Source organism: Desulfovibrio sp. 86, assembly GCF_902702915.1.
GTDB lineage: Bacteria > Desulfobacterota > Desulfovibrionia > Desulfovibrionales > Desulfovibrionaceae > Desulfovibrio.
On sequence record NZ_LR738849.1, the window covers coordinates 2,433,153 to 2,454,883 of the forward strand.

Below are 21,731 nucleotides of genomic sequence, written 5' to 3' on the forward strand. Positions count from 1 at the left end.
GCCCCCGCAGCAGGTTTCAGACGGTTGCTTTCTCTATTTTGAAGCGCCGCCGCATTTCTTGGTCTTGGTATTGTAGTTGCCGCAGTTGATGGGGTCGGTCCAGTCGCCGATCAGGTCCTTGGATTCGGGCAGATAGTGCGACCACGCTTCGCCGGGAACCACGGAAGGGGTTTCCCAGACAACCTGGAACTGGCCGTCGGCCTGAATTTCGCCGATCAGCACAGGCTTGGTGATGTGGTGGTTGGGCAGAACCTTGGCCACGCCGCCGGTGAGGTTGGGGGTCTCAAGGCCCACAATGGCTTTCAGAACCTTGTCCACATCGGTGCTCTGGGCCTTTTCAACAGCCTTCACCCACAGGTTGAAGCCGATGTAATGGGCTTCCATGGGGTCGTTGGTCACGCGCTTGGGGTTCTTGGTGAAGTCGTGCCACTTTTTGATGAAGGCCTTGTTGGCGGGATTATCCACGCTCATGAAATAGTTCCAGGCGGCCAGGTGGCCCACCAGAGGCTTGGTGTCTATGCCGGAGAGTTCTTCTTCACCCACGGAGAAAGCCATGACGGGAATGTCGGCGGCAGTGATGCCCTGGTTGGCGAGTTCCTTGTAGAAAGGCACGTTGGCGTCGCCGTTGAGGGTGGAAACCACGGCGGTCTTTTTGCCCGCGTTGCCGAACTTTTTGATTTCAGCAACGATGGACTGCCAGTCGGAATGGCCGAAGGGCGTGTAGTTGATGAGGATGTCTTCTTTTTTCACGCCCTTGGAGATCAGGTAGGCTTCGATGATCTTGTTGGCGGTGCGGGGGAACACGTAGTCCGTACCGGCCAGCACCCAGCGCTTAACGCCGAGGTCGTTCATCAGGTAGTCCACAGCGGGGATGGCCTGCTGATTCGGGGCTGCGCCGGTGTAGATGACGTTGCGCGAGGATTCTTCACCTTCGTACTGCACGGGGTAGAACAGGAGGCCGTTGAGTTCTTCAAACACGGGCAATACGGACTTGCGCGAAACCGAGGTCCAACAGCCGAAAACAGCGGCGACCTTGTCCTTGCTCAGCAGTTCGCGAGCCTTTTCTGCAAACAGGGGCCAGTTGGAGGCGGGATCGACCACCACGGCCTCCAGCTTTTTGCCCAGCAGGCCGCCTTTTTTGTTCTGCTCGTCAATGAGCATGAGCATAACGTCTTTCAGCGTTGTTTCGCTGATGGCCATGGTGCCGGAGAGCGAATGCAGAATGCCTACCTTGATGGTGTCGTCCGCGGCCTTCGCGTTCAGCGAACCGCACAGGGTGACGAGCATAAGAGCCAACGTCGCCAACGTTTTCTTGAACATGTGGAGCCTCCTTGGAACTGTCTGTATGGCTGTACGTGACGCGACGCACCCCCATGGTTGCCGCGCTGCTTGCTACTGCACATGGTTAAGCAAGAGGCGTTCCAGCGGCATTTTTCATGTAGTAGGGTGTAATTTATTGATATTTTTTTGAGATGGGTGTGGGTTTTAAGCCATTTTTGTAAAATCACCGGGATGTTAAAACAATTTTGTATATGCCATGGAGCGGTACGGCCTGCCGCTGCCAACTGCGAAGAATGACCGCGTAAAAAAAGACGCCCGGCCCGGCGGACGTGCAGTCTGCCGGGCGCGAAGCGTTGCATTGCCTGCGCCGCTTTGTGGCGTCATGAGTTTTTGGAGGGCGTTTTTTTGAGATTTGGGAAAGAAGAAGGCAAGCCAAAAGGAAGGCGGTAAAGTAAACCCGGAATACTGCTTGAGATGCCCCAGAAGATAAGTGTGTCGAGTTTTATGGGATACTTAAGGTAACCCATTCTCGAAGAGTCTTTTTATCCTTGATTCCCGATTCTTCACAACGTTGCCGATAGCCACATCCACCCTTAAGAAAAAGCTTTACGGCTTTTTCCTTGAACAAGAGTGAATATGTCGTCTTCTTACCGTCGGCCATAAAAGATTCCCATCATGTTTTCAAAGTTTAAGCCTGGCGGGGCTTTTTTGCTTTGTCTGCCTGATGGGGGTCATAGCAGGTGCAGACCAATGCCGGGGGATATTTATTATGTCAGTTTTAGTATCATTGCCCCGAACGCCACCAGAACCACGGCTATTCCCCGCCAGAAGGTAAACTTTTCGTGCAGCAGAACCACGGCCAGCAGCATGCCGAAAATAACCGAGGTTTCACGCAGGGCAGCCACCATGGCAATGGGGGCGATTGTCATGGCCCAGATGGCAATGCCGTATGAGCCCAGACCGGCCAGGCCGCCGAAAAATCCGATGGCGGCCCGCTTGCGCACATACCGGGCGTAGCTCAGGCCATGCCGCCAGAAAATAAAGGTGTTCAGAGGAATGATGTTGAGCACGAAAATCCAGCAGGCGTAGCTCACGGCGTTGCCACTGTGCCGTGCGCCCAGGCCGTCTGCCAGCGTATAGCCCATGATGACAAAGGATGTGCGCAGGGAAAGCAATATGGCGCTTCTGTCCGCGCCGCGCCGCGCGTTGTCCCCGGCAAGACAGAAAATGCCGCAGCACAGCAGCAGTATGCCACACCACGCGCCCAGGCTCAGCGACACATTGAAAAAGAGCATAGCCAGTGATGTCAGTAGCGGTGCGCACCCGCGCATGATGGTGTAGCTGAAAGAAAGATCTGATTTCTTGTAAGCTTCAGCAATACAAATATAGTATGTAAAATGGCAAATGCAGGACATGCCAAGATACGGCCATGCCTCAGGGGAAACTGGAGGCAGAAATGGCACAATACATGCCGCACCAAGCCCAGCGCCCAGCGCATTAAGGCCAGTTTCAAAGAGCTTGTTTTCGCCGCCCTTAACAATAATATTCCACAGGGCATGTAAAAGGGCGGCAAATAGTACTGTAAGCACTATATAAGATGGCATAAAAATTCCACTACGCGCATACCGCAGGTTTGGCAAACGGAAAGTGCGAACGATGGTTCTTTATGTCTTCAGTATGTATTGTCCACAGCGCTTGTTGAAGCCTTTGCGTTTTTCTTTCCTTTTGGATTTCGGGTTGCGCATGGGCGAAGGCCTGCGTTGCAAATCTGCGAGCAAACCAGTTTCGGTTTATTTTCAAAAAAAATCCGTAAAGTAATGCTGTAGTGCATCCCCTGCGGGTTCTGTTTTGGACGACGCCCTGATTTTTTTTTCATAACATTCTTAAATAAAATATAATATTATAAACAAAAGCTTTGGCATATGTCTTGCTTTTTATTCTGTAAACACGGCGCTTGCTTGCCGTTTGATGCCATTGTTTGTTGAACATCCGTAACCCCAAGGAGTCTCATAATGAAGTTTCAGGGTATGACTATCGGTGTGCCGACGGAAATTATGCACGGCGAACGCCGCGTGTCCGCAACTCCTGATACCGTCAAGAAGATGGTTGCCGAAGGCGCCACGGTTCTGGTCGAGAAGGGCGCGGGCGACGGCGCGTTCTTCGCCGACGCCGCCTATGTTGAAGCTGGCGGCAAGATCGTGGAAGACGTTCAGGAAATCTTTGCCAAGTCCGACGTGATCCTGAAGGTCAAGGAACCCCTGTTCAACAAAAAAGTGAACAAGCACGAAGCGGAAATGGTGCGTGACGGCCAGTATCTGATCACGTTCCTGCATCCCGCCGCGCCGGTGAACCATGAAATGATGAAGAAGCTGGCGGCCACGGGCGTGATCGGCATCACGCTTGACGGCATTCCGCGTATTTCGCGCGCCCAGGGCATGGACGCCCTGACCTCCATGAGCACCGTGGCCGGCTACAAGGGCGTGCTCATGGCCGCCAACCGTCTGTCCAAGTTCATGCCCATGGTGGGCACGGCCGTGGGCGTTATCAAACCCGCCAACGTGCTGGTCATCGGCACGGGCGTGGCCGGCCTTCAGGCCGTCGCCACCGCCAAGCGCCTTGGCGCTGTAGTCACCGCCGTGGACATCCGTCCCGACGCACGCGAGCAGTCCATGAGCCTTGGCGCCAAGAGCTTTGACGTGGGCGTGCCCGCCGAAGTGGCCATTGGCGAGGGCGGCTATGCCCAGCGCCTGAGCGACGAATGGCTGCACAAGGAACGTGAGGCCCTGAAGCCTCTGGTGAAGGATGCGGACATCATCATCCTGTGCGCCCTGATCCCCGGCAAGCTGGCCCCCATCCTGATCACCGCGGACATGGTCGCCTCTATGGCTCCCGGCTCCAGCATCGTTGACATCTCCATCGACCAGGGCGGCAACTGCGAGCTGACCGACGCCGGTGAAGTGGCGGTCAAGCACGGCGTGACCATTGACGGCACCAAGAACATCCCCGGCATGATGCCCACGAGCTCCACCTGGATGTTCGCCAACAACGTGTTCCAGCTGCTTTCCTTCCTGGCCAAGGACGGCAAGATTGTGCTGGACAGAACCGACCCCATCATTGAATCCACGCTGACCACCATTGACAAGCAGATTGTCCACCGTGGCGCGCGTGAGGCCATGGGCTTATAGAACCAAGCAGGATTCTGCCGGAAATCGCATTTCCGGCAGAATCCACGCCGCTAGCGGCGCGCTGCATTTTTGTGCAGCCACAGGGCATGCAAACTTTTTCAAAGCCGCATGCTCTGGGTTTGAGCGGAGTGTCCGGACGGCGCTTGCCGCCCGGACATCTCGCATGGGCCCCGGAAAAAAAATTCAAGGAAGAGCATATGACCCCAATTACCCTGCTGGCAGTGTTCGTTGCCGCGACGCTGCTTGGCTACAAGATCATCAGCCATGTGCCGAGCCTGCTGCACACCCCCCTGATGTCGGCCATGAATGCCCTTTCGGGCGTCATCATTCTTGGTGCGGTGACGGCGACCTATCTTGCGGGCTCCGTCTTTTTCACCATACTGGGCGCCATTTCCGTCGCCATGGCCATTGTGAACGTTTTCGGCGGGTTTGACATTACTCACAAAATGCTTCGAATGGTCGCCGGGAAAAAGAAGTAACCCTTCGTTCTGGCCTTTGCTACACCCATAAATCAGAAGAAAGGGTTGCAGTGACATGAATGCACTAACCTACAACATAATTGCCGGACTTCTTGTGGCGTCTGTACTCTTTGGTCTACGCCTCATGAACAAGGTTCCCACTGCGGTCAGGGGCAATCTTTTTTGCGCCTCGGCCATGGGCCTCGCCATTCTTGTGACCATGTTCAAGGACGGCTCCATGACGTCTCCCACGCTGTGGCTGGCCATTGCCGTGGGCATGACGCTGGGGCTTACCCTGTCCAATAAGGTCAAGATGATCCAGATGCCGCAGATGGTCGCCTTTCTGCACGGCATCGGCGGCGGCGCGGCTGCCATTGTGAGCTTTCTTGTCCTGACGGACACGGGCGCGCCCACGGCCTTTGAGCGCGGCAGCGCCTGCCTGGCCATGGCCATGGGCATGACCACCATCACAGGCTCCTTTGTGGCCGCAGGCAAACTGCACCAGATACTGCCGCAAAAACCCATTATCCTGCCCGAACACACCAGAATCATTCTGTCCATTCTGGGCGTTATGGGCTTTTCCGTGCTTATGGGCACGGTGTTTCCGCACTTTTTGTTCGGCTTTTTCATCTTCATGATGCTTTTGTCGGGCACGGCCTTCGGCATCGGGTTCACCATCCGCGTGGGCGGAGCCGACATGCCCATCACCATCTCGCTGCTGAACTCCATGGGCGGCGTCTGCGCCGCCATTGCGGGTTTTGCGGTGAGCGATCCCCTGCTGGTGGCCATCGGCGGCATCATCGGCTCTTCGGGCTTTTTGCTGACGCGCATCATGTGCAAGGCCATGAACAGAAAGCTGCTGTCCATCCTGCTTGGCGAGTCCTCTGTGGTCACGCCCGCTGGCAAGGCCGCGCCCAAGGCTGCCGCTGCCGCTGCTCCGGCCCCTGTCAAATCCACTGAGGCCGAAGTGGCCAAGCTGGTGCAAAACGCCAAAAACGTGATCATCGTGCCAGGCTACGGCATGGCCCTTGCCCAGGCCCAGTACAAGGTCAAGCAGCTTGCCGACCTTCTGGAAAGCAAGGGGGCCAAGGTGAGCTACGGCATCCATCCCGTGGCGGGGCGCATGCCCGGCCATATGAACGTGCTGCTGGCCGAAGCCAATGTGGATTACGAAAATCTGCTTGAAATGGACACGGTCAACCCGATGTTCGCCGATGCCGACCTTGTGGTCATCGTTGGGGCCAACGACGTGGTGAATCCTGCGGCCAACAGCGCGGAAGGCACGCCCATCTACGGCATGCCCATCCTTGATGCCGAAAAGGCCAAGAACATCATCATCTGCAACTATGACAGCAAGCCGGGCTACGCCGGCGTGCCCAACCCCCTGTATGAGCGCGCTGGCGTGCATCTCATGCTGGGCGACGCGGCCAAGACCTTTGATACCCTGCTGCACTACGCCCAGGGCAATGCCCCGGCCGATCAAAGCGCCGCCCCATCCGGTGGCGACAGCAAGGAAGCCGCAGCCGCCAAGCTGGTGCACAACGCCAAGAGCGTGATTATCGTGCCCGGCTACGGCATGGCCCTTGCCCAGGCCCAGCACAAGGTCAAACAGCTTGCGGACACGCTGGAAGCCAAGGGCGTCAAGGTGAGCTACGGCATCCATCCCGTGGCGGGGCGCATGCCCGGCCACATGAACGTGCTGCTGGCCGAAGCCAATGTGGATTACGAAGATCTGCTCGAAATGGATACCGTGAACCCGATGTTCGCGGAGACCGATCTTGTGGTGGTCATCGGAGCCAACGACGTGGTGAATCCGGCGGCCAACACGGCCGAAGGCACGCCCATCTATGGCATGCCCATCCTCAAGGCCGAAGAAGCCAAGGGCATCATCATCTGCAACTATGACGACAAACCTGGCTACGCTGGCGTGCCCAACCCCCTGTATACCCGCGAGGGCGTGATCCTCATGACGGGCGACGCGGCCAAGACCGTGGACCGTCTGGTGAGCTTCGCCCAGGGTGAAAGCCCCGCCGCCGCCCCATCCAGCGGCGACAGCAAGGAAGCCGCAGCCGCCAAACTGGTGCAGAACGCCAAAAACGTGGTCATCGTGCCCGGCTACGGCATGGCCCTTGCCCAGGCCCAGTACAAGGTCAAACAGCTTGCCGACCTTCTGGAAAGCAAGGGAGCCAAGGTGAGCTACGGCATCCATCCCGTGGCGGGGCGCATGCCCGGCCATATGAACGTGCTGCTGGCCGAAGCCAATGTGGATTACGAACACCTGCTTGAAATGGACACCGTCAACCCGATGTTTGCGGAATCCGATCTTGTGGTCATCGTTGGGGCCAACGACGTGGTGAACCCGGCGGCCAACAGCGCGGAAGGCACGCCCATCTACGGCATGCCCATCCTCAAGGCCGAAGAAGCCAGGAACATCATCATCTGTAACTACGACGACAAGCCTGGCTACGCCGGTGTGCCCAACCCCCTGTATACCCGCGATGGGGTAATCCTCATGACGGGCGACGCCTCCAAGAGCTTTGACAAGCTGCTGGCCTACGCGCAGGGCGAAAGCCCGGCGGGGTAAAGCGCGCAGAACAATAAAAAAGGTTTTGTTTCTGCCGGAATCCATCCGTGGGGAGACAGTGAACCGGGTGTGCCCTTTCTGTGTATGGGAGGACGCACCCGGTTTTTTATGTCTGACTGCAAAGAGCATCTATACGATTTAACACAGTAAAATGGCAAAAAATCGTGGTATTCCGTTCAGAAAGGGGAGGATCATTGGCGTGCTGCACAAGATACTCTTCGCAAAAAGGCCAAGTTTTTTTTGCATCAGATGAAGGATGTGCTGGAATAATATTTATTTAATTCATGGTGTTAGATGGTTAGCATGTTTGTTGCATATTTGGGGTGTGTGAACTTCAACATGTCGCATCAGGCTTGCAGCGCGGGCGGCAGGGGCCGGTCGGCAGTAAAGAGTATTCTGAAAGCGCCTGCATCTGTGAGCCGATCATCTGTATGGAGTGTGCTGACTGTCCATCCTGAGAGAGCCGAGTGCCTTTGAGGATAGACACTACTGTTTACGCCACGCCCGCTTTGGCGCCCGGCAGCGCCTGCGCCTTCAAGGTGGGTGTCAGCTCACCAGCCGTCAGAGGAGTTCAACGTGAATTTGTTCCGGCCCAAGAGATCCAGTGGAACAGTGTATTGTTCAAGATTGGTCCCATTGCTGCCAGCCCAAAACATTTAAGGGAGAGCATCCATGTCCGCAAAGAGTGCAAATGAATATGTCAGTGGCGATGTAAGTACTGTATGGCATCATCTTACGCTGCATCAGGGCAATGCGCCCATGATCGTTTCTGAAGGCAAGGGGTTGTACCTTAAGGATATTAATGGAAAAGAATACCTTGACGCGACTTCTGGCGGCGTGTGGTGCGTCAATGTGGGCTACGGACGGGACAGGATCGCCGACGCTGCCGCCAATCAGATGAAAAAGCTGCCTTTCTACGCGGCCAGTTGCGGTTCCCAGCCAGCGATCGAATTTTCTGAAAAGCTGCTTTCGCACATGCCCGGGCTTTCGCGCGTGTATATTTCAAGCAGCGGTTCCGAGGCCAACGAAAAAGCCTTTAAAATGGTGCGCCAGATTTCCCAGCTCAAGCACGGCGGTAAAAAGTATAAAATCATCTACCGCGACCGCGATTACCATGGCACCACCATCACCACCCTGAGCGCGTGCGGCCAGGAAGAGCGCCGTCTGCAGTATGGCCCCTTTACGCCCGGTTTTGTGGAATTTCCTGCGTGCCTGGCGTACCGTTCGCCCTATCCTGAAGGCACACAGAACCTGGGCGAAAAATTTGCCCGTGAACTGGAAGCCGTGGTGTTAAAGGAAGATCCTGATACCGTGGGCGCTGTTATTCTGGAACCCATCACTGCTGGCGGCGGCATTATCGTGCCCCCGGACGGCTATTTTGAGACCATTTCTGAAATATGCAAAAAGTATGGCTTGCTGCTTATCATTGATGAAGTGGTTTGCGGGCTTGGCAGAACAGGAACATGGTTCGGCTATCAGCATTTCAATGTCAAACCCGACATCGTGACCATGGCCAAGGGCGTCGCCAGTGCCTACATGCCCATTTCCTGCACAGTGACGACTGAAGAGGTCTTTGCCGCCCTGCAGGATAATACCGACAAACTCTCCTATTTCCGTGACATCAGCACCTTTGGGGGTTGCCTTGCCGCTCCGGCCGCAGCCCTGGAAAATATCAAGATTATCGAAGAAGAAGGCCTGCTTGATAACATTGTGGCTATGGGAGAATATTTGCAGCAGGGCTTGCAGGATCTCCTTTCCTACAGCAATGTGGGTGATGTGCGTGGTAGGGGCCTCTTGCAGGGTATTGAATTTGTTACCGACAAGGCTTCAAAAAAACCTCTGGAAGAAGAAAAGGTCATCGCCGTATGCGGAGCCATGGCCAAGCGCGGCGTGCTTGTGGGCAGAACCAACCGCAGCTTTGTGGGACGCAACAACGTGGTCAATTTGGCTCCGGCCTACATCGTGACCAAGGAGCAGATCGATACCATTCTCAAAGCGCTGCACGAATCCATAGTCGAAGTTCTGGGATAGGGCAGTCTGGCGCTGGGCGACCTGGCTGGCCGGAGCGGTTTCCAGGAACCTTAGAGCTGATTAACTTTGAGAATGCACATTTTCAAAGTTTGGGATACGCCCGTTTCGGCGCGTAACCACGCAGGTAAACTGCGCTTACGCCTCTGCGGCGAACGTCTGCTCGCGCAGCCGTTGGAGCAATTCAAAAGGTCGATTGTCCTAGTGCACCCGCCAGCGCACAGCACACCGGGCAGCACCGTTAACATGTTTGAGGTTGCATAGATTTAAGATACTTGGCTTCCGGCCTTACCTCCTGACCTGTGGCGCCGCAGCCTGGGTAAGGGGGTCAAAATTCGGCACAGCTTTTATGACGGCAAGTTTCGCCTTCCGTTTCTTGTGTGAAAGCATATGCCGTGGCCGGAAGCCAGATTCCAAAAACCGTAAACCCTGAAAACCCTTGGGGCCGCCTGTCAACCTTCCCAGGCGGCCCCTTTTGCGTTTCAGGCGCGGCCGCATCGGATGCGCCGCGTGCTGGCGCGGGCTGCCTGGGAACCACAACGGCGCATGTCTGAAAGCCTAGTGGTGTTTTTTCTTTTCCGTCACGGGAATGTGCAGCTGCTTGGCTTTGCGAACCACCGTGGACTGGCTGATTCCAAGCCTCGCTGCCGCCTTGTAGGTGCTGCCTGTGTCCGCCAGGGCTTCACGAATGAGGTTGCGCTCCAGATTCTCAACGGTCTCCTTGAAGGAAAGCGCTTCTTCCGGCTGTTCCGGCCCTGAGTCATCCCCTTCTTTTTTCAGTACGTCGCCCAGCAGGTAGGAGGGCAGATCGCGCATGGAAATGACGCTGCCTTCGGTCATGGCAGCCAGAAATTCCACAGCCGCCCGCAGTTCGCGCACGTTGCCCGGCCAGGAATGCTGGCAAAAACAGTCAATAACCCTTGGCGAAAATGTCTTTATGCTGTTGTAGCGGGCGCATGCCTGGTCGAGAAAAAACATCATGAGGGAGGGGATGTCTTCCGGGTGCTCCCGGAGCGGAGGCATGCAGATGCTGAGCACGCGAAGGCGGTAGTAAAGGTCGGCCCTGAATCTGCCGTTGCCCACAAGCTGTTCCAGGGGTCTGTTGGTGGCCGCGATTATGCGCACGTCCACGCGGAGTTCCTTTTCGCCGCCGATTTTCCGAAAACCTTGGCCATCCAGAACGTGTAGAATTTTGGCCTGCATGCTCAAGGGCAGTTCGCCTATTTCGTCCAGAAGCAGAGTGCCTTTGTCCGCCAGTTCAAAATAGCCCTTTTTCCCCGAGCGGTTGGCGCCGGTAAAGGCTCCTTTTTCATAGCCGAACAGTTCTGATTCGATGAGGGTCGCAGGGATGGCGGCGCAGTTGACGGAAATGAAGGGCCCCTTGGAACGGAGACTTTGCAGGTGAATGTAGGAAGCCGCATAGGTTTTGCCTGTACCAGTTTCGCCCAGAATAAGAATGCCCGATGGAGCCCTGGCGGCTTTTTCCAATTCAATCATGCAGCGTCGCATGACCTTGCTGGTGGCTATGAGCGTTTTTTCACAATTATGGGGCGGGCCATGCCCTTCTTCCTGCCGTAGAAAGGCGGCGCGCTCGGCATCGGCCAGTCGTTTTTGCAGATTCTCAAGCTCCGTAATATCCCGGATGCAGGCCACAACCCGCCAGATATTGCCCTTTTTGTCAAAAATCGGGGTGCTGGTGTTGAGACAGCGGGTTCCGTTGGGGTAGTCGTCAAACCTGGTGATAATTTTCCTTTGTTCCAGAGCCTCAAGCGTTACGGCTGCAGAAAACTTCCCCTCGAGCAAGGGGGTGGAAACAGGTTTGCCTATCATCTCTTCAGGCTCAATGTTGGCAATGCGCTTCAGAGCTTTGTTGACATGCAGGGTGGTGCCGTTGCCGTCAATGATCCACAGGCCATCATGCATGGAATCCATAATGGCGTGTAATTCCTGATTGATAAGGTGTAGGTCCGTTGTCCCTTCCGCTGGGTGAACTTCGTGCAACAGGACGAATCTTCGCCTGTCCGGGCCGTGCACTGCGTGGGCGTTGCCAAGCCATTTCCAGCCTAGCGTCCAGCTGCCTGAAGCCAGTATTATGCCCATGCGGGCATCTGGGGGGCTTGCACACACTCTGTCTACAAGGGCTTCACCACCATTTTGACGCAGCAGTTCAAGAAAGGAATGTTGTTGCCCTGGAGAGACATGATCGCTGCTTCCAAAAACGTTGGCTTTATTGCTGAATCGCTGTGTAAGAAAACGAAATGAGTGGTTACATGCCTCTATAATCCATTGGTCACCCTTGCAAATAGCTGCGCAGGTATTGGGAGGCATGAGGTTAAGGAGATCCATTAGGCATGATATAGATTTGTCCATATGGCATCCCTTCTGTCTTAACCGACAGATGATTCGAAGCTGCATCGGACTTCGGGAGAAATATGCTTTGTGAGGCAATACTGCATTAGCACTATAGAAGCCCCTGGTCAAGAAAGTTAATCTTTAAAATATGTTAACCATATTAAGCCTCTGGAACGTTTCTTGTAATACTATGGCACAAGACTCGGCGGCGAGCAGGCTGGCCCCTTCGCCGGGAAATTGAAAAAAACATGTGACCGACATTGCAAGCGGCGGGCCACGGCAACAATTCACGAACGGGCGCGACGCTTGCCTGGCAGCGACTGCGAACACCTATCATGCACTTGTATTGGAGGATAAAATGCCCAAGATGACGCCCAGTGAGGCCATGACGGAAGTTCTGGTTCAGGAAGGAGTAAACCATGTCAGCGGCATTCTCGGTTCCGCATTTATGGACATGCTGGACCTGTTTCCCGCAGCGGGGATCGACTTTATTTCAGTGCGCCATGAGCAGACTGCCGGGCATATGGAAGACGCCTACAGCCGTCTTACCGGCAGGGCCGGCGTGGTTATCGGCCAGAACGGCCCCGGCATCACCAACTATGTGACGGCTGTGGCCACGGCCAACATGGCCCATTCGCCCATGGTGGTTCTTTCGCCCAGTGCGGGCAGCATTTCCGTCGGCTGGGACGGCTTCCAAGAATGCGACACGTGGAATCTGTTTAAACCCATCACCAAGGCCTCCCTGCGCGTACCCCACCCCAAGCGCGCGGCCGACATCGTACGCACGGCCTTCCGCATTGCCTACGCCGAACGCGGCCCGGTGCTTGTGGACATCCCGCGCGACTATTTTTACGGCGAGCTGGATGAAGACATTCTGCATCCCTCGCAGTACCGCGTGGCCCCCGGCGGCATCGGCAATCCCGAACATTTCGCGGCCGCCGTGGAAGTGCTGAAGAACGCCAAAAACCCGGTGATCATCTCCGGGCGCGGCGTGGTGGATTCGGGCTGCGTTGCCACCATCAAGGCCATGGCCGAATACCTTGGCGCGCCTGTGGCGACCACCTATCTGCACAACGACGCCTTCCCCTGCGACCATCCGCTGTGGACCGGCCCCATAGGCTACATGGGCTCCAAGGCCGCCATGCGCATCCTGCAGAAGGCCGACGTCATCCTGGCCGTGGGCACCAGGCTGTCCTACTTCGGCACCCTGCCGCAGTACGACATCAACTACTTCCCCAAGACCGCCAAGATCGTGCAGATCGACATCAACCCGCGCCATATCGCCAAGACGCACCCCGTGGCAGTGGGCCTGTGCGCCGACGCCAAGGACGCCTCCGAAGAACTGTTCGCGCGGCTGCGTCAGGCCGTGCCCGCCAAGACCGACCTGACCTATGTGCATAATATGGTGACGGACGAGCTGAACGGCTGGTATCAGGAAATCGCCCTTATCGCCGACGAACCCGTGGAAGCCGGACGCATGCATCCGCGCAAGGCTCTCGAAGTGGTGGGCAAGTTCATCACTGACAACGACGCCATCGCCACCACGGACATCGGCAACACGTCCTCCACGGCCAACAGCTACCTGCGTTTCAAGAATCCCAAGCGCCATGTGGCCACGCTGACCTTCGGCAACACGGGCTTTGCCTATCAGGCCGCTCTGGGCGCGCAGCTTGCCTGCCCCGAAGATCTGACGGTAGCCATTGTGGGCGACGGCGCATGGGGCATGAGCCTTTTTGAAGTGCCCACCGCCTGCCAGTACAATCTGCCCGTCATCGCCACCGTGTATAACAACGGGGCCTGGTGCGCCGAAAAGAAAAACCAGGTGGACTTCTACAACAACCGCTTTGTGGGCGCGGACATCTGGTCCAAGTCCTATGCCAAGATAGCTGAGGCCATGGGCGCCGACGGTTACACGGTCAACACGCAGAAGGATCTGGCCGAAGCCCTTGAAGCGGCCAAGAAGAACCGACGCCCTGCGGTTATTGAAGTAATGACTGACGGTACGCGGCTTGCCCCCCCCTTCCGCAGAGACGCGCTGGCCCTACCGACCAGATATCTGCCGAAGTACGAGCATCTCGACAAGTCGAACTTCAAATAGAGCGAAAAAGGGCGCGTCCGGGTAACACCGGGCGCGCCCTTTCGGTCATGGAGGCATCTGTAGCGCGTTGCGCCCCGGCAGCCCGAAATGGTCGGCCCGTTGATGAAACACATCAAAGTTCAGGCAAGGCCGTGCGTCGGGTTCCGCCAAAGAACTCGGACAATGGAACCGCAAGATCGGCGCGTTTTCAGACAGGCGGGGCAGCCGCGTATTCTCAATCCAAAGGAGTTCGTTAGTGTCAGTCAAAACTCCACAGAAAATTCAGGTTCGTAATCTGACGAAGCGATTCGGAAACCTGACGGTTCTCGACAGGATCAATTTCAGCGTGGCAAAGGGAGAACTGGTCGCCATTGTCGGCCCTACCGGGTGCGGCAAGACCACGTTTCTCAATATGTTGTCAAAACTGATGCCCGCCACTGAGGGCAATATTCTCATTGACGGTGAAGAGGCCAACCCGCGTACGCATAATATTTCCTACGTTTTTCAGGAGCCGACCTGTCTGCCCTGGCGCACCGTGCGGGAAAATGTGGCCTATGGCATGGAAATTAAAGGGGTTCCCCACAACGAGCGCATGAAGCGCAGCGACGCCATCATGGAACTGGTGGGGCTTTCAAGCTGCGCGAACCTGTATCCCAATCAGGTTTCGGCCAGCATGATCCAGCGTATCGCCGTCTCCAGAGCCTTTGCCGTTCAGCCGGACCTGCTGCTCATGGATGAACCCTACGGGCAGCTTGACGTCAAGCTGCGCTACTACCTTGAGGACGAGCTGGTCAACCTGTGGCGCACGCTCCAAAGCACCATCCTTTTTGTTACGCACAATATCGAAGAGGCCGTTTACGTGGCAGACCGCATTCTTGTGCTCTCCAATAAGCCCACGACCATAAAGTCTGAAATACATGTGGATATTGAGCGACCGCGCAAGCTGACGGATCCGCGCTTTGTGGAACTGCGCAGACAGGTGACCGAACTGATCCGCTGGTGGTAGCCATCAAGGCTTCGGAACCATCGAAGGAGACTACCGCATGGCTTATCAAGAAGTAAAAGTAAGACAGCCCCTGCTACTGACCATGTTACCCGTTCTGAGCCTGGCCTCGTTCTTTTTCGGCTGGCAGGCTGTGGTTTCGTTCGGGATCATTCCTAATGAACTTCTGGCCTCGCCTATGCAGGTTTTTCATGCGTTTCTGGATAAACTGCACGATCCCATGCCGGACGGTGCAATACTTTCGGCGCATATCTGGACCAGCATCAAGGAGGCCTTTATCGGCTACAGCCTTTCCCTGCTGGTGGGCATCCCCCTGGGGCTGGCAATGGGCTGGTTTCGTGTTGTGGAGGGCCTTGTGCGGCCCATATTTGAACTGATCCGGCCAATCCCCCCCATCGCCTGGATACCCCTGACCGTCTTCTGGTTCGGCATCGACCTGACCGGCAAAGTTTTCATCATCTGGATCGCGGGCATAGTGCCTTGCGTCATCAACTCTTATGTGGGCGTGCGGATGACCAATCCCGCCTTGATCCAGATGGCGCGCACTTACGGAGCCAATGACTGGCAGATATTCAAGGGCCTGTGCATTCCCTCGGCCCTGCCTATGGTTTTCGGCGCGTTGCAGATCGCTCTGGCCTACTGCTGGACCAACCTTGTGGGCGCTGAACTTCTGGCGGCAGATTCGGGCCTTGGCTACCTCATCACCATGGGCGGGCGCCTCATCCGCCCGGACATAGTACTGCTTGGCATGATCTGCGTTGGGCTGTCCGGCGCCTTCATCGGCGTCATTATCGACTATATCGAAAAGACGCTGCTGGCCGGCATCAGGAGGTAGGCATGAGTTCGCACATTGCCAATGAAACCGTTGGGACAATCAAGGAATCGCGGCCTTTGAGCGCCATGCTCATTCTTACCAACATCTATTTTTTGTACGGCGTTTCTTTGCTGACGTTCTTTGTGGTCTGGGATCGGGTGGCGGCCCTGAAGGTTTTTGACGATTCGCTGGCCCGGCCCTCTGAAGTGGTCATGCAGATCAAGATGCTGATGTCCATGAAGTTTGGCGGCACCAACCTTTGGGGGCATATCTGGGCCAGTACTCTGCGCGTGCTCATGGGGTTCAGCCTGGCCGCCGTCGTGGCCGTACCCCTGGGCCTGTTCATGGCGCTGAACAAATACGTCAACGCTATTGTCAAACCCCTTTTCGACCTCTTGAAGCCCATGCCGCCCATTGCCTGGGTGTCGCTGGCCATCCTGTGGTTCGGCGTGGGCGAATTTGCCAAGGTATTTATCATTATCATCGGCACGTTCGTGCCGTGTCTGCTCAATTCCTACAACGGCATCCGCCTGGTGGAGCCGGAACTTTACGATGTGGTTCGCGTGCTTGGTGGCAACAGAAAGGACGAGATATTTCAGGTGTCCTTTCCTGCCTCCTTTCCTTCGGTGTTCGCCGGTTTGCAGATATCGATGAGCATCGCCTGGACGTGCGTGCTGGCGGCGGAACTGATGAATGCCCGCGACGGCATTGGCTTTCTCATCAAGCGTGGCATGGATACCCACCAGCCAGCCCTGGTGTTGAGCGGCATGATTCTTATCGCCGCTGCGGCCTGGTGCACTTCTCAGGTTCTGACCCTGATTGAACGCAAGTTCTGCCCCTGGCAGCGCAGTATCGATAACCTGTGATGCCTCTTAGCAGCGCAATTGAGGGAAACGGCATGGAAAAACTCATCAAGATTGAATGCAACGATATCAGCAAGACTTTTATCCAGAAGGGCACGGTTGAAGTTCCCGTCATAAAGGACGTGAGCCTGGCCGTGCACGAAAACGAGTTTCTGGTCATCCTTGGCCCCGGTCAGTGCGGCAAGTCCACGCTTTTGCGTATCATTGCCGGGCTTGAGGTGCCGGACAAGGGCTTTGTGACCATGCCCGACGGCCCCATTGTGGGGCCTGGCCCGGACAGGGGACTGGTTTTTCAGGGCTATATGCTCTTTGCCTGGGAAACCGTGTTCGGCAATGTGGAAATGGGCCTCAAGCTGCGCAAGGTGCCCAAGGCGGAGCGGCGCGAAATTACCATGCACTACATCAACATGGTCGGCCTTGCCGGTTTTGAAAATCACTACCCCCATCAGCTTTCCGGGGGCATGAAGCAGCGGGTGGGCATTGCCCGCGCGTATGCCAACAGCCCTGAGGTCATGCTGATGGACGAGCCCTTCGGGCAGCTGGACGCCCAGACCCGCATGTTCATGCAGCAGGAGATAACGAGCATATGGGAAAGGGAAAAACGCACCATCATTTTCGTGACCAACAACATTGATGAAGCCCTTTTTCTGGGGGACCGCATAGTCCTTATGGAAGGCAAGCTGCCGGGAACCATCAAGGAAGAGTTCATGGTGGATCTGCCTCGGCCCAGAGAACATACGGATATGGAGCTTCTTCATATGCGTGAGGTCATCACTGAGCGCACGGAACTGGTTTTGTAGGCCGTAAAGGCCGCCCGGGCGCAGTGCGCGGCAATACCGCGCAAGCAAAGACCTAACCGGGCCTTACCGGCACTCCCGGTGTGGCTGGTATCATGGGGGAACTATGGATACAGCGACATCACACGCTCTTATTCTTACCGCTGCGGCCGTGCTCGTATGGTACTTGGGCAGGGCGCTGCTTTTACGGACTAGAGCGCGCGGGACTGAAAGCGGAATCCAACAGAAAGACAAACCTTTATCCGCCGGAGATCTGGAAGCCACATTGAAGGATCTCTATGCCCGCAGGGCGCGGTACCGCCTGGGAGTCATCGCGTGCTGCGCGCTGGCTCTGGTGGCGTACTTTTACGGCGGACACAGGCTGTTGCTGTTGGCACCGCTGCTGGTGGCCTGTTGGTGCCAGTACGGCATTTATAAACACAGAACCACGGGCCGCCTGACTGAACTCATGCAGCAGCGGCTGGGGAGGGCAAGTCTCGAAGGGGCCGCTCAAAACAAGCACCCCTAGTGTTTCAGCTTCCTGTAATCCGAAAGACAGTACCTTTCTTACACGCGGAGGTTTTTATGAAAAAGTTTTTTCTTTTGGCTGCCGTTCTGACTGCGACCATGCTGTTGGGGGTCACCCTCTGTATGGCGGCAGAAAACCCGGTCAAACTCCGTTCTGCCTGGATGGACGAGCATGAAACCTTTCTTGTCTGGTATGCGCATGAAAAAGGGTGGGACAAGGAAGAAGGCATTGATCTTGACCTGCTCTACTTTGACTCGGGTATGGCCCAGCTCAACGCCCTGCCCGCTGGCGAGTGGGTGCTTTGCGGCACAGGCGCCGTGCCTGCCATGATGGGCAACCTGCGCTACAATACCTACGTCATAGGCATAGGCAATGACGAATCCATGACCAATGCCGTCATGGTGCGGCCTGACAGCCCCATTCTCAAGACCAAGGGCTACAACCCCAAGTATCCTGAAGTGTACGGCCATCCTGACGACGTGCGCGGCAAGACCGTTCTTGCCACTACCGTGTCTTCTTCGCACTTTGCTCTCAGCCACTGGCTGCGCGTGCTGGGCCTCAAGGACAGCGACGTGACCATCAAAAACATGGACCAGGCGCAGGCGCTGGGTGCGTTCAGCACCGGCATCGGCGATATGGTTTCCCTGTGGGCTCCCCATATGTATGTGGGCGAAGAAAAGGGCTGGAAGGTCGCGGGTACTCCCCAGACATGCGGCGTGGGTCTGCCCATCTGCCTCATAGCCGACCAGAAGTGGGCTGACGCAAATCCCGATCTGGTGGCCAAGTTCCTGCGTGTGTATCTGCGGGCCGTCAACATGATCCAGAGCCAGATGAAAAAAGATCCCAAGGCGCTTGTGCCCGAATACAAGCGTTTCTTCCTTGAGTGGGCCGGCAAGAACTATTCTGACGATATGGCCCTCAAGGACCTGCAGACGCACCCCGTGTTCAACTACGAAGAGCAGATAGCGCTTTTTGACGCCAGCAAGGGGCAGAGCACTGCACAGAAGTGGCAAGCCGACGTGGCTGCCTTCTTTGCCGAGGTTGGCCGCATCACCAAGGATGACCTCAAAAAGGTCGGTGACGGCAAGTACGCCACGGACAAGTTCCTGAAAAAAGTAAAGACGCCCATTCCCGCCAACTGATCCGGCTGCCGCCCGCCCCGCGCATGGCGGGGCGGGCGGCCTACGCAACACGTCGGACAGAACGCAAAAGCAATTCACTTACGCTCGGGAGGGCGACATGACGCAGATAACCATCAAAAACTATATTAACGGCCAGTGGCAGGAGGAAACGGGAGCGCCCACAGTGCCCCTGTACAATCCTTCCACCGGCGAGCAGATTTCGCAGGTTCCCCAGTCCGGCCCGGAAACGTCCAAAATGGCTGTGGACTCGGCGGCTGCGGCCTATCCGGGCTGGCGCATGCTCTCCATCGGCAGGCGCGTGACCTATATTTATAAAATGCGCGAAGCCATGCTGCAGCGCAAGGAGCAACTGGCCCAGGCCATAGCGCTGGACCAGGCCAAGCATATTTCCGAGGCAAGAGGCGAAGTGCAGCGCGTGGTGGAAATACTGGAAGCAGCCGCGTGCGCTCCGGCCATGATGCAGGGGCAGACCCTGGACTACATTGCGACAAATATCAGCGGCAAGGTTGTCCGCGAGCCTTTGGGCGTCTTTGGCGGTGTGGCTCCCTTCAATTTTCCCGCCCTGGTTTTCGGCTGGTTTGTGCCGTATGCCATCGTGGCGGGCAACACCTTTGTGTTCAAGCCATCAACGCAGTCGCCCTATTTCATGCAGATCATGGGTGAAATTTTTACGGAAATCGAGCTCCCGCCCGGCGTGGTCAACATCATTCACGGCAACAGGGACATCCCCGGCTCCTGGTATGACGACGCGCGCATTTCCGGCATTTGCCTGGTAGGCTCAACGCCTACGGCCCAGAAAATGGCCGAGGGCTGCGCCCGCATGTGCAAGCGCTCCATGCTGCTCGGCGGGGCCAAGAACATGCTGGTGGTGATGGAAGATGCAGACCTCACGGTCTTTCGCGACAACTACCTGAACTCCTGCTACGGCTCTGCCGGCCAGCGTTGTCTTGCCGGATCTCTGGTGGCGGCCGTGCCTGAAATTTATGACAAGGTTGTCGAGGTGATGGTTGAAGCCGCTTCCACCATCAAGGTGGGCGACGCTTTTGATCCTGATGTGTATATGGGGCCGCTCATTTCACGCAAGGCCGTGGACTTTGTGCACACGTCGCTGGCAGCCGCCCTCGCGCACGGCCAGGGCTGCGCGCTGGCGTTGGACCGCCGCGAGCTGGACCTGCCGGAAAAAAACAAAAAGGGCTTTTTTGTCGGCCCCATCATCGTCAAGGATCTCACGCCCTGCAATCCGCTGTTTACCACCGAAGTGTTCGGCCCCATTGTGGGAACCATCAAGATAGCGGACATGGACGATGCCCTGGACCTGATTCGCAGGTCTGAGTTTGGCAACGGAGCCTGCATCTTTACCCAAAGCCAGTTCTATGCCGAAAAATTCAGCCGCGAGGCCGATGTGGGCATGGTGGGCGTCAATGTGGGCATCTGCGCCCCACATCCGTACATTCCCTTCGGCGGCATCAAGGGGTCGCTCCTTGGCGTCAACAAGGTGCAAGGGCGCGAAGGCTTCGATTTCTTCACCCAGAACAAGGTTACAACCATTCGTACCATTGATCCCCATGCGCATGCGCATGGCGGAGCACCCGCCAGCAAGTTCGTGAGATCTTGTGTAGCGTCGTAAGCTACAGGCGTTGTTCCTCCTCCAGAAGGCCAGCCCCTTTTTCACGCGGGGGGGCTGGCCAACTTCGTGCTGCACCTTGTGTCTTAGATGTAATGTTCCATCAGGTTGTTCACCCTCCCAAATCGGTAAAGCTGGAGTTGCCAGACAACAGCAAACCGAGTGGGGGAAAGGGTGAACAGCCATAAGAATGCCAAACTACGGTGCGTAGTCGAGAAGAAGCGGACGCAGTCTTCGGCAACGGGCAGGCATCTGAGATGAGGATGTCGGGAAATGCTGACCATCGTTTCTGGGCGTAGTTCTGCTGGTGGGCAAGAATGTTTAGAGATGGCTCGCAGATGCAGGAGCATTCGGCAGGTCTCGGACGAATTGTTTCCCTGAGGGGCACAGGGGGCACCGTCCATCATGCGTTTTTATGGCACAGCGGTGGCACAAAAATAAAAGAAAACAAAAATGCCCTTACGGTTTTTAACCATAAGGGCTTGATTTCTCTGGAGCGGGAAACGGGATTTGAACCCGCAACCTTCAGCTTGGGAAGCTGACACTCTACCGTTGAGTTATTCCCGCAAAAGTGGAGCGGGAGACGGGATTTGAACCCGCGACTTCAACCTTGGCAAGGTTGCACTCTACCACTGAGTTACTCCCGCATGGTCTGCAAACGGCGAAGCGTGAAAGTACTTTTTGGAGGCGGCATCCAGATTTGAACTGGAGATGGAGGTTTTGCAGACCTCTGCCTTACCACTTGGCTATGCCGCCAGCAAAAAATTTGGAGCGGGAGACGGGATTTGAACCCGCGACTTCAACCTTGGCAAGGTTGCACTCTACCACTGAGTTACTCCCGCTCAGCGAGGTATGCTTTTACGTGGATCGACCCTGAGTGTCAAGCATTGTTCCACAAATTTTACAGAGTTTTATTGTCGCCGCTGCTGGCGGCGCTAAAAAGCGCTGATAAACCGCATGAAAAGCCGTGACGGAAAATGCGGTGAATCGTCTGTGGGGGAAGGACCCTTTTGCA

15 protein-coding genes and 4 tRNA genes are annotated in these 21,731 nt (G+C 56.3%); 12 read left to right on the forward strand and 7 right to left on the reverse strand.

Translation table 11 applies throughout. The annotated features are described in order from the left end of the window. Nucleotides 1–33: 33 nt before the first annotated feature. Together urtA and DESU86_RS09915 are read right to left on the reverse strand one after the other, a co-directional pair. Nucleotides 34–1,320, reverse strand: a complete 1,287-nt coding sequence (urtA, locus tag DESU86_RS09910) for an urea ABC transporter substrate-binding protein (RefSeq protein ID WP_179980899.1) — start codon at nucleotides 1,318–1,320, stop codon at nucleotides 34–36. A gap of 728 nt (nucleotides 1,321–2,048) precedes the next feature. Next, nucleotides 2,049–2,885: a DMT family transporter gene (locus DESU86_RS09915; RefSeq protein ID WP_179980900.1), complete on the reverse strand. Its 837-nt coding sequence runs from the start codon at nucleotides 2,883–2,885 to the stop codon at nucleotides 2,049–2,051. 408 nt (nucleotides 2,886–3,293) lie between these two features. Between DESU86_RS09915 and DESU86_RS09920 the strand changes: the two genes are divergently transcribed. The 4 genes from DESU86_RS09920 (at nucleotide 3,294) to DESU86_RS09935 (ending at nucleotide 9,539) form a co-directional block, all read left to right on the forward strand. Beyond that, the gene (locus DESU86_RS09920) at nucleotides 3,294–4,466 is read left to right on the forward strand and encodes an NAD(P) transhydrogenase subunit alpha (RefSeq protein ID WP_197957558.1); all 1,173 of its coding nucleotides are present in this window, start codon (nucleotides 3,294–3,296) and stop codon (nucleotides 4,464–4,466) included. 197 nt (nucleotides 4,467–4,663) lie between these two features. Beyond that, entirely contained in the window at nucleotides 4,664–4,945 is a 282-nt protein-coding gene (locus DESU86_RS09925; protein ID WP_179980264.1) for an NAD(P) transhydrogenase subunit alpha, read from the forward strand. A gap of 55 nt (nucleotides 4,946–5,000) precedes the next feature. After that, on the forward strand, nucleotides 5,001–7,508 hold the full coding sequence (locus tag DESU86_RS09930; protein ID WP_179980901.1) for an NAD(P)(+) transhydrogenase (Re/Si-specific) subunit beta: 2,508 nt from the start codon (nucleotides 5,001–5,003) through the stop codon (nucleotides 7,506–7,508). A 672-nt stretch (nucleotides 7,509–8,180) separates the two neighbouring features. Continuing rightward, the gene (locus DESU86_RS09935; protein ID WP_179980902.1) at nucleotides 8,181–9,539 is read left to right on the forward strand and encodes an aminotransferase family protein; all 1,359 of its coding nucleotides are present in this window, start codon (nucleotides 8,181–8,183) and stop codon (nucleotides 9,537–9,539) included. 555 nt (nucleotides 9,540–10,094) lie between these two features. Here DESU86_RS09935 and DESU86_RS09940 read toward each other — a convergent pair. Further along, nucleotides 10,095–11,951, reverse strand: coding sequence for a sigma-54 interaction domain-containing protein (locus tag DESU86_RS09940; protein WP_332068189.1), 1,857 nt, complete (start codon nucleotides 11,949–11,951; stop codon nucleotides 10,095–10,097). 295 nt (nucleotides 11,952–12,246) lie between these two features. Between DESU86_RS09940 and xsc the strand changes: the two genes are divergently transcribed. From xsc to DESU86_RS09980, 8 genes are all read left to right on the forward strand, one after another. Further along, the gene (xsc, locus tag DESU86_RS09945; RefSeq protein ID WP_179980904.1) at nucleotides 12,247–13,986 is read left to right on the forward strand and encodes a sulfoacetaldehyde acetyltransferase; all 1,740 of its coding nucleotides are present in this window, start codon (nucleotides 12,247–12,249) and stop codon (nucleotides 13,984–13,986) included. Between the two features lie 235 nt (nucleotides 13,987–14,221). Then, nucleotides 14,222–14,971, forward strand: a complete 750-nt coding sequence (locus tag DESU86_RS09950; protein ID WP_179980905.1) for an ABC transporter ATP-binding protein — start codon at nucleotides 14,222–14,224, stop codon at nucleotides 14,969–14,971. Nucleotides 14,972–15,008: 37 nt separating this feature from the next. Beyond that, the gene (locus tag DESU86_RS09955; RefSeq protein ID WP_179980906.1) at nucleotides 15,009–15,803 is read left to right on the forward strand and encodes an ABC transporter permease; all 795 of its coding nucleotides are present in this window, start codon (nucleotides 15,009–15,011) and stop codon (nucleotides 15,801–15,803) included. Nucleotides 15,804–15,805: 2 nt separating this feature from the next. Continuing rightward, a complete protein-coding gene (locus DESU86_RS09960) occupies nucleotides 15,806–16,648 on the forward strand; it encodes an ABC transporter permease (RefSeq protein WP_179980907.1) in 843 nt (280 codons plus the stop codon). Between the two features lie 32 nt (nucleotides 16,649–16,680). After that, nucleotides 16,681–17,445, forward strand: a complete 765-nt coding sequence (locus DESU86_RS09965) for an ABC transporter ATP-binding protein (RefSeq protein ID WP_179980908.1) — start codon at nucleotides 16,681–16,683, stop codon at nucleotides 17,443–17,445. Between the two features lie 103 nt (nucleotides 17,446–17,548). Then, a complete protein-coding gene (locus DESU86_RS09970; protein WP_179980909.1) occupies nucleotides 17,549–17,950 on the forward strand; it encodes a hypothetical protein in 402 nt (133 codons plus the stop codon). 56 nt (nucleotides 17,951–18,006) lie between these two features. Continuing rightward, nucleotides 18,007–19,092, forward strand: coding sequence for an ABC transporter substrate-binding protein (locus DESU86_RS09975; protein WP_179980910.1), 1,086 nt, complete (start codon nucleotides 18,007–18,009; stop codon nucleotides 19,090–19,092). Between the two features lie 97 nt (nucleotides 19,093–19,189). Then, nucleotides 19,190–20,719 carry an aldehyde dehydrogenase family protein gene (locus DESU86_RS09980; RefSeq protein ID WP_179980911.1) on the forward strand — a complete coding sequence of 510 codons (1,530 nt, stop codon included), beginning with the start codon at nucleotides 19,190–19,192 and terminating at the stop codon, nucleotides 20,717–20,719. A gap of 489 nt (nucleotides 20,720–21,208) precedes the next feature. Here DESU86_RS09980 and DESU86_RS09985 read toward each other — a convergent pair. From DESU86_RS09985 to DESU86_RS10000, 4 genes are all read right to left on the reverse strand, one after another. Next, nucleotides 21,209–21,283 (reverse strand) — tRNA-Gly (locus DESU86_RS09985). Nucleotides 21,284–21,288: 5 nt separating this feature from the next. Then, a tRNA-Gly gene (locus DESU86_RS09990) sits at nucleotides 21,289–21,363 on the reverse strand. 35 nt (nucleotides 21,364–21,398) lie between these two features. After that, a tRNA-Cys gene (locus tag DESU86_RS09995) sits at nucleotides 21,399–21,472 on the reverse strand. Between the two features lie 11 nt (nucleotides 21,473–21,483). Further along, nucleotides 21,484–21,558: transfer RNA gene (locus DESU86_RS10000), tRNA-Gly, on the reverse strand. Between the last annotated feature and the right edge of the window lie 173 nt (nucleotides 21,559–21,731).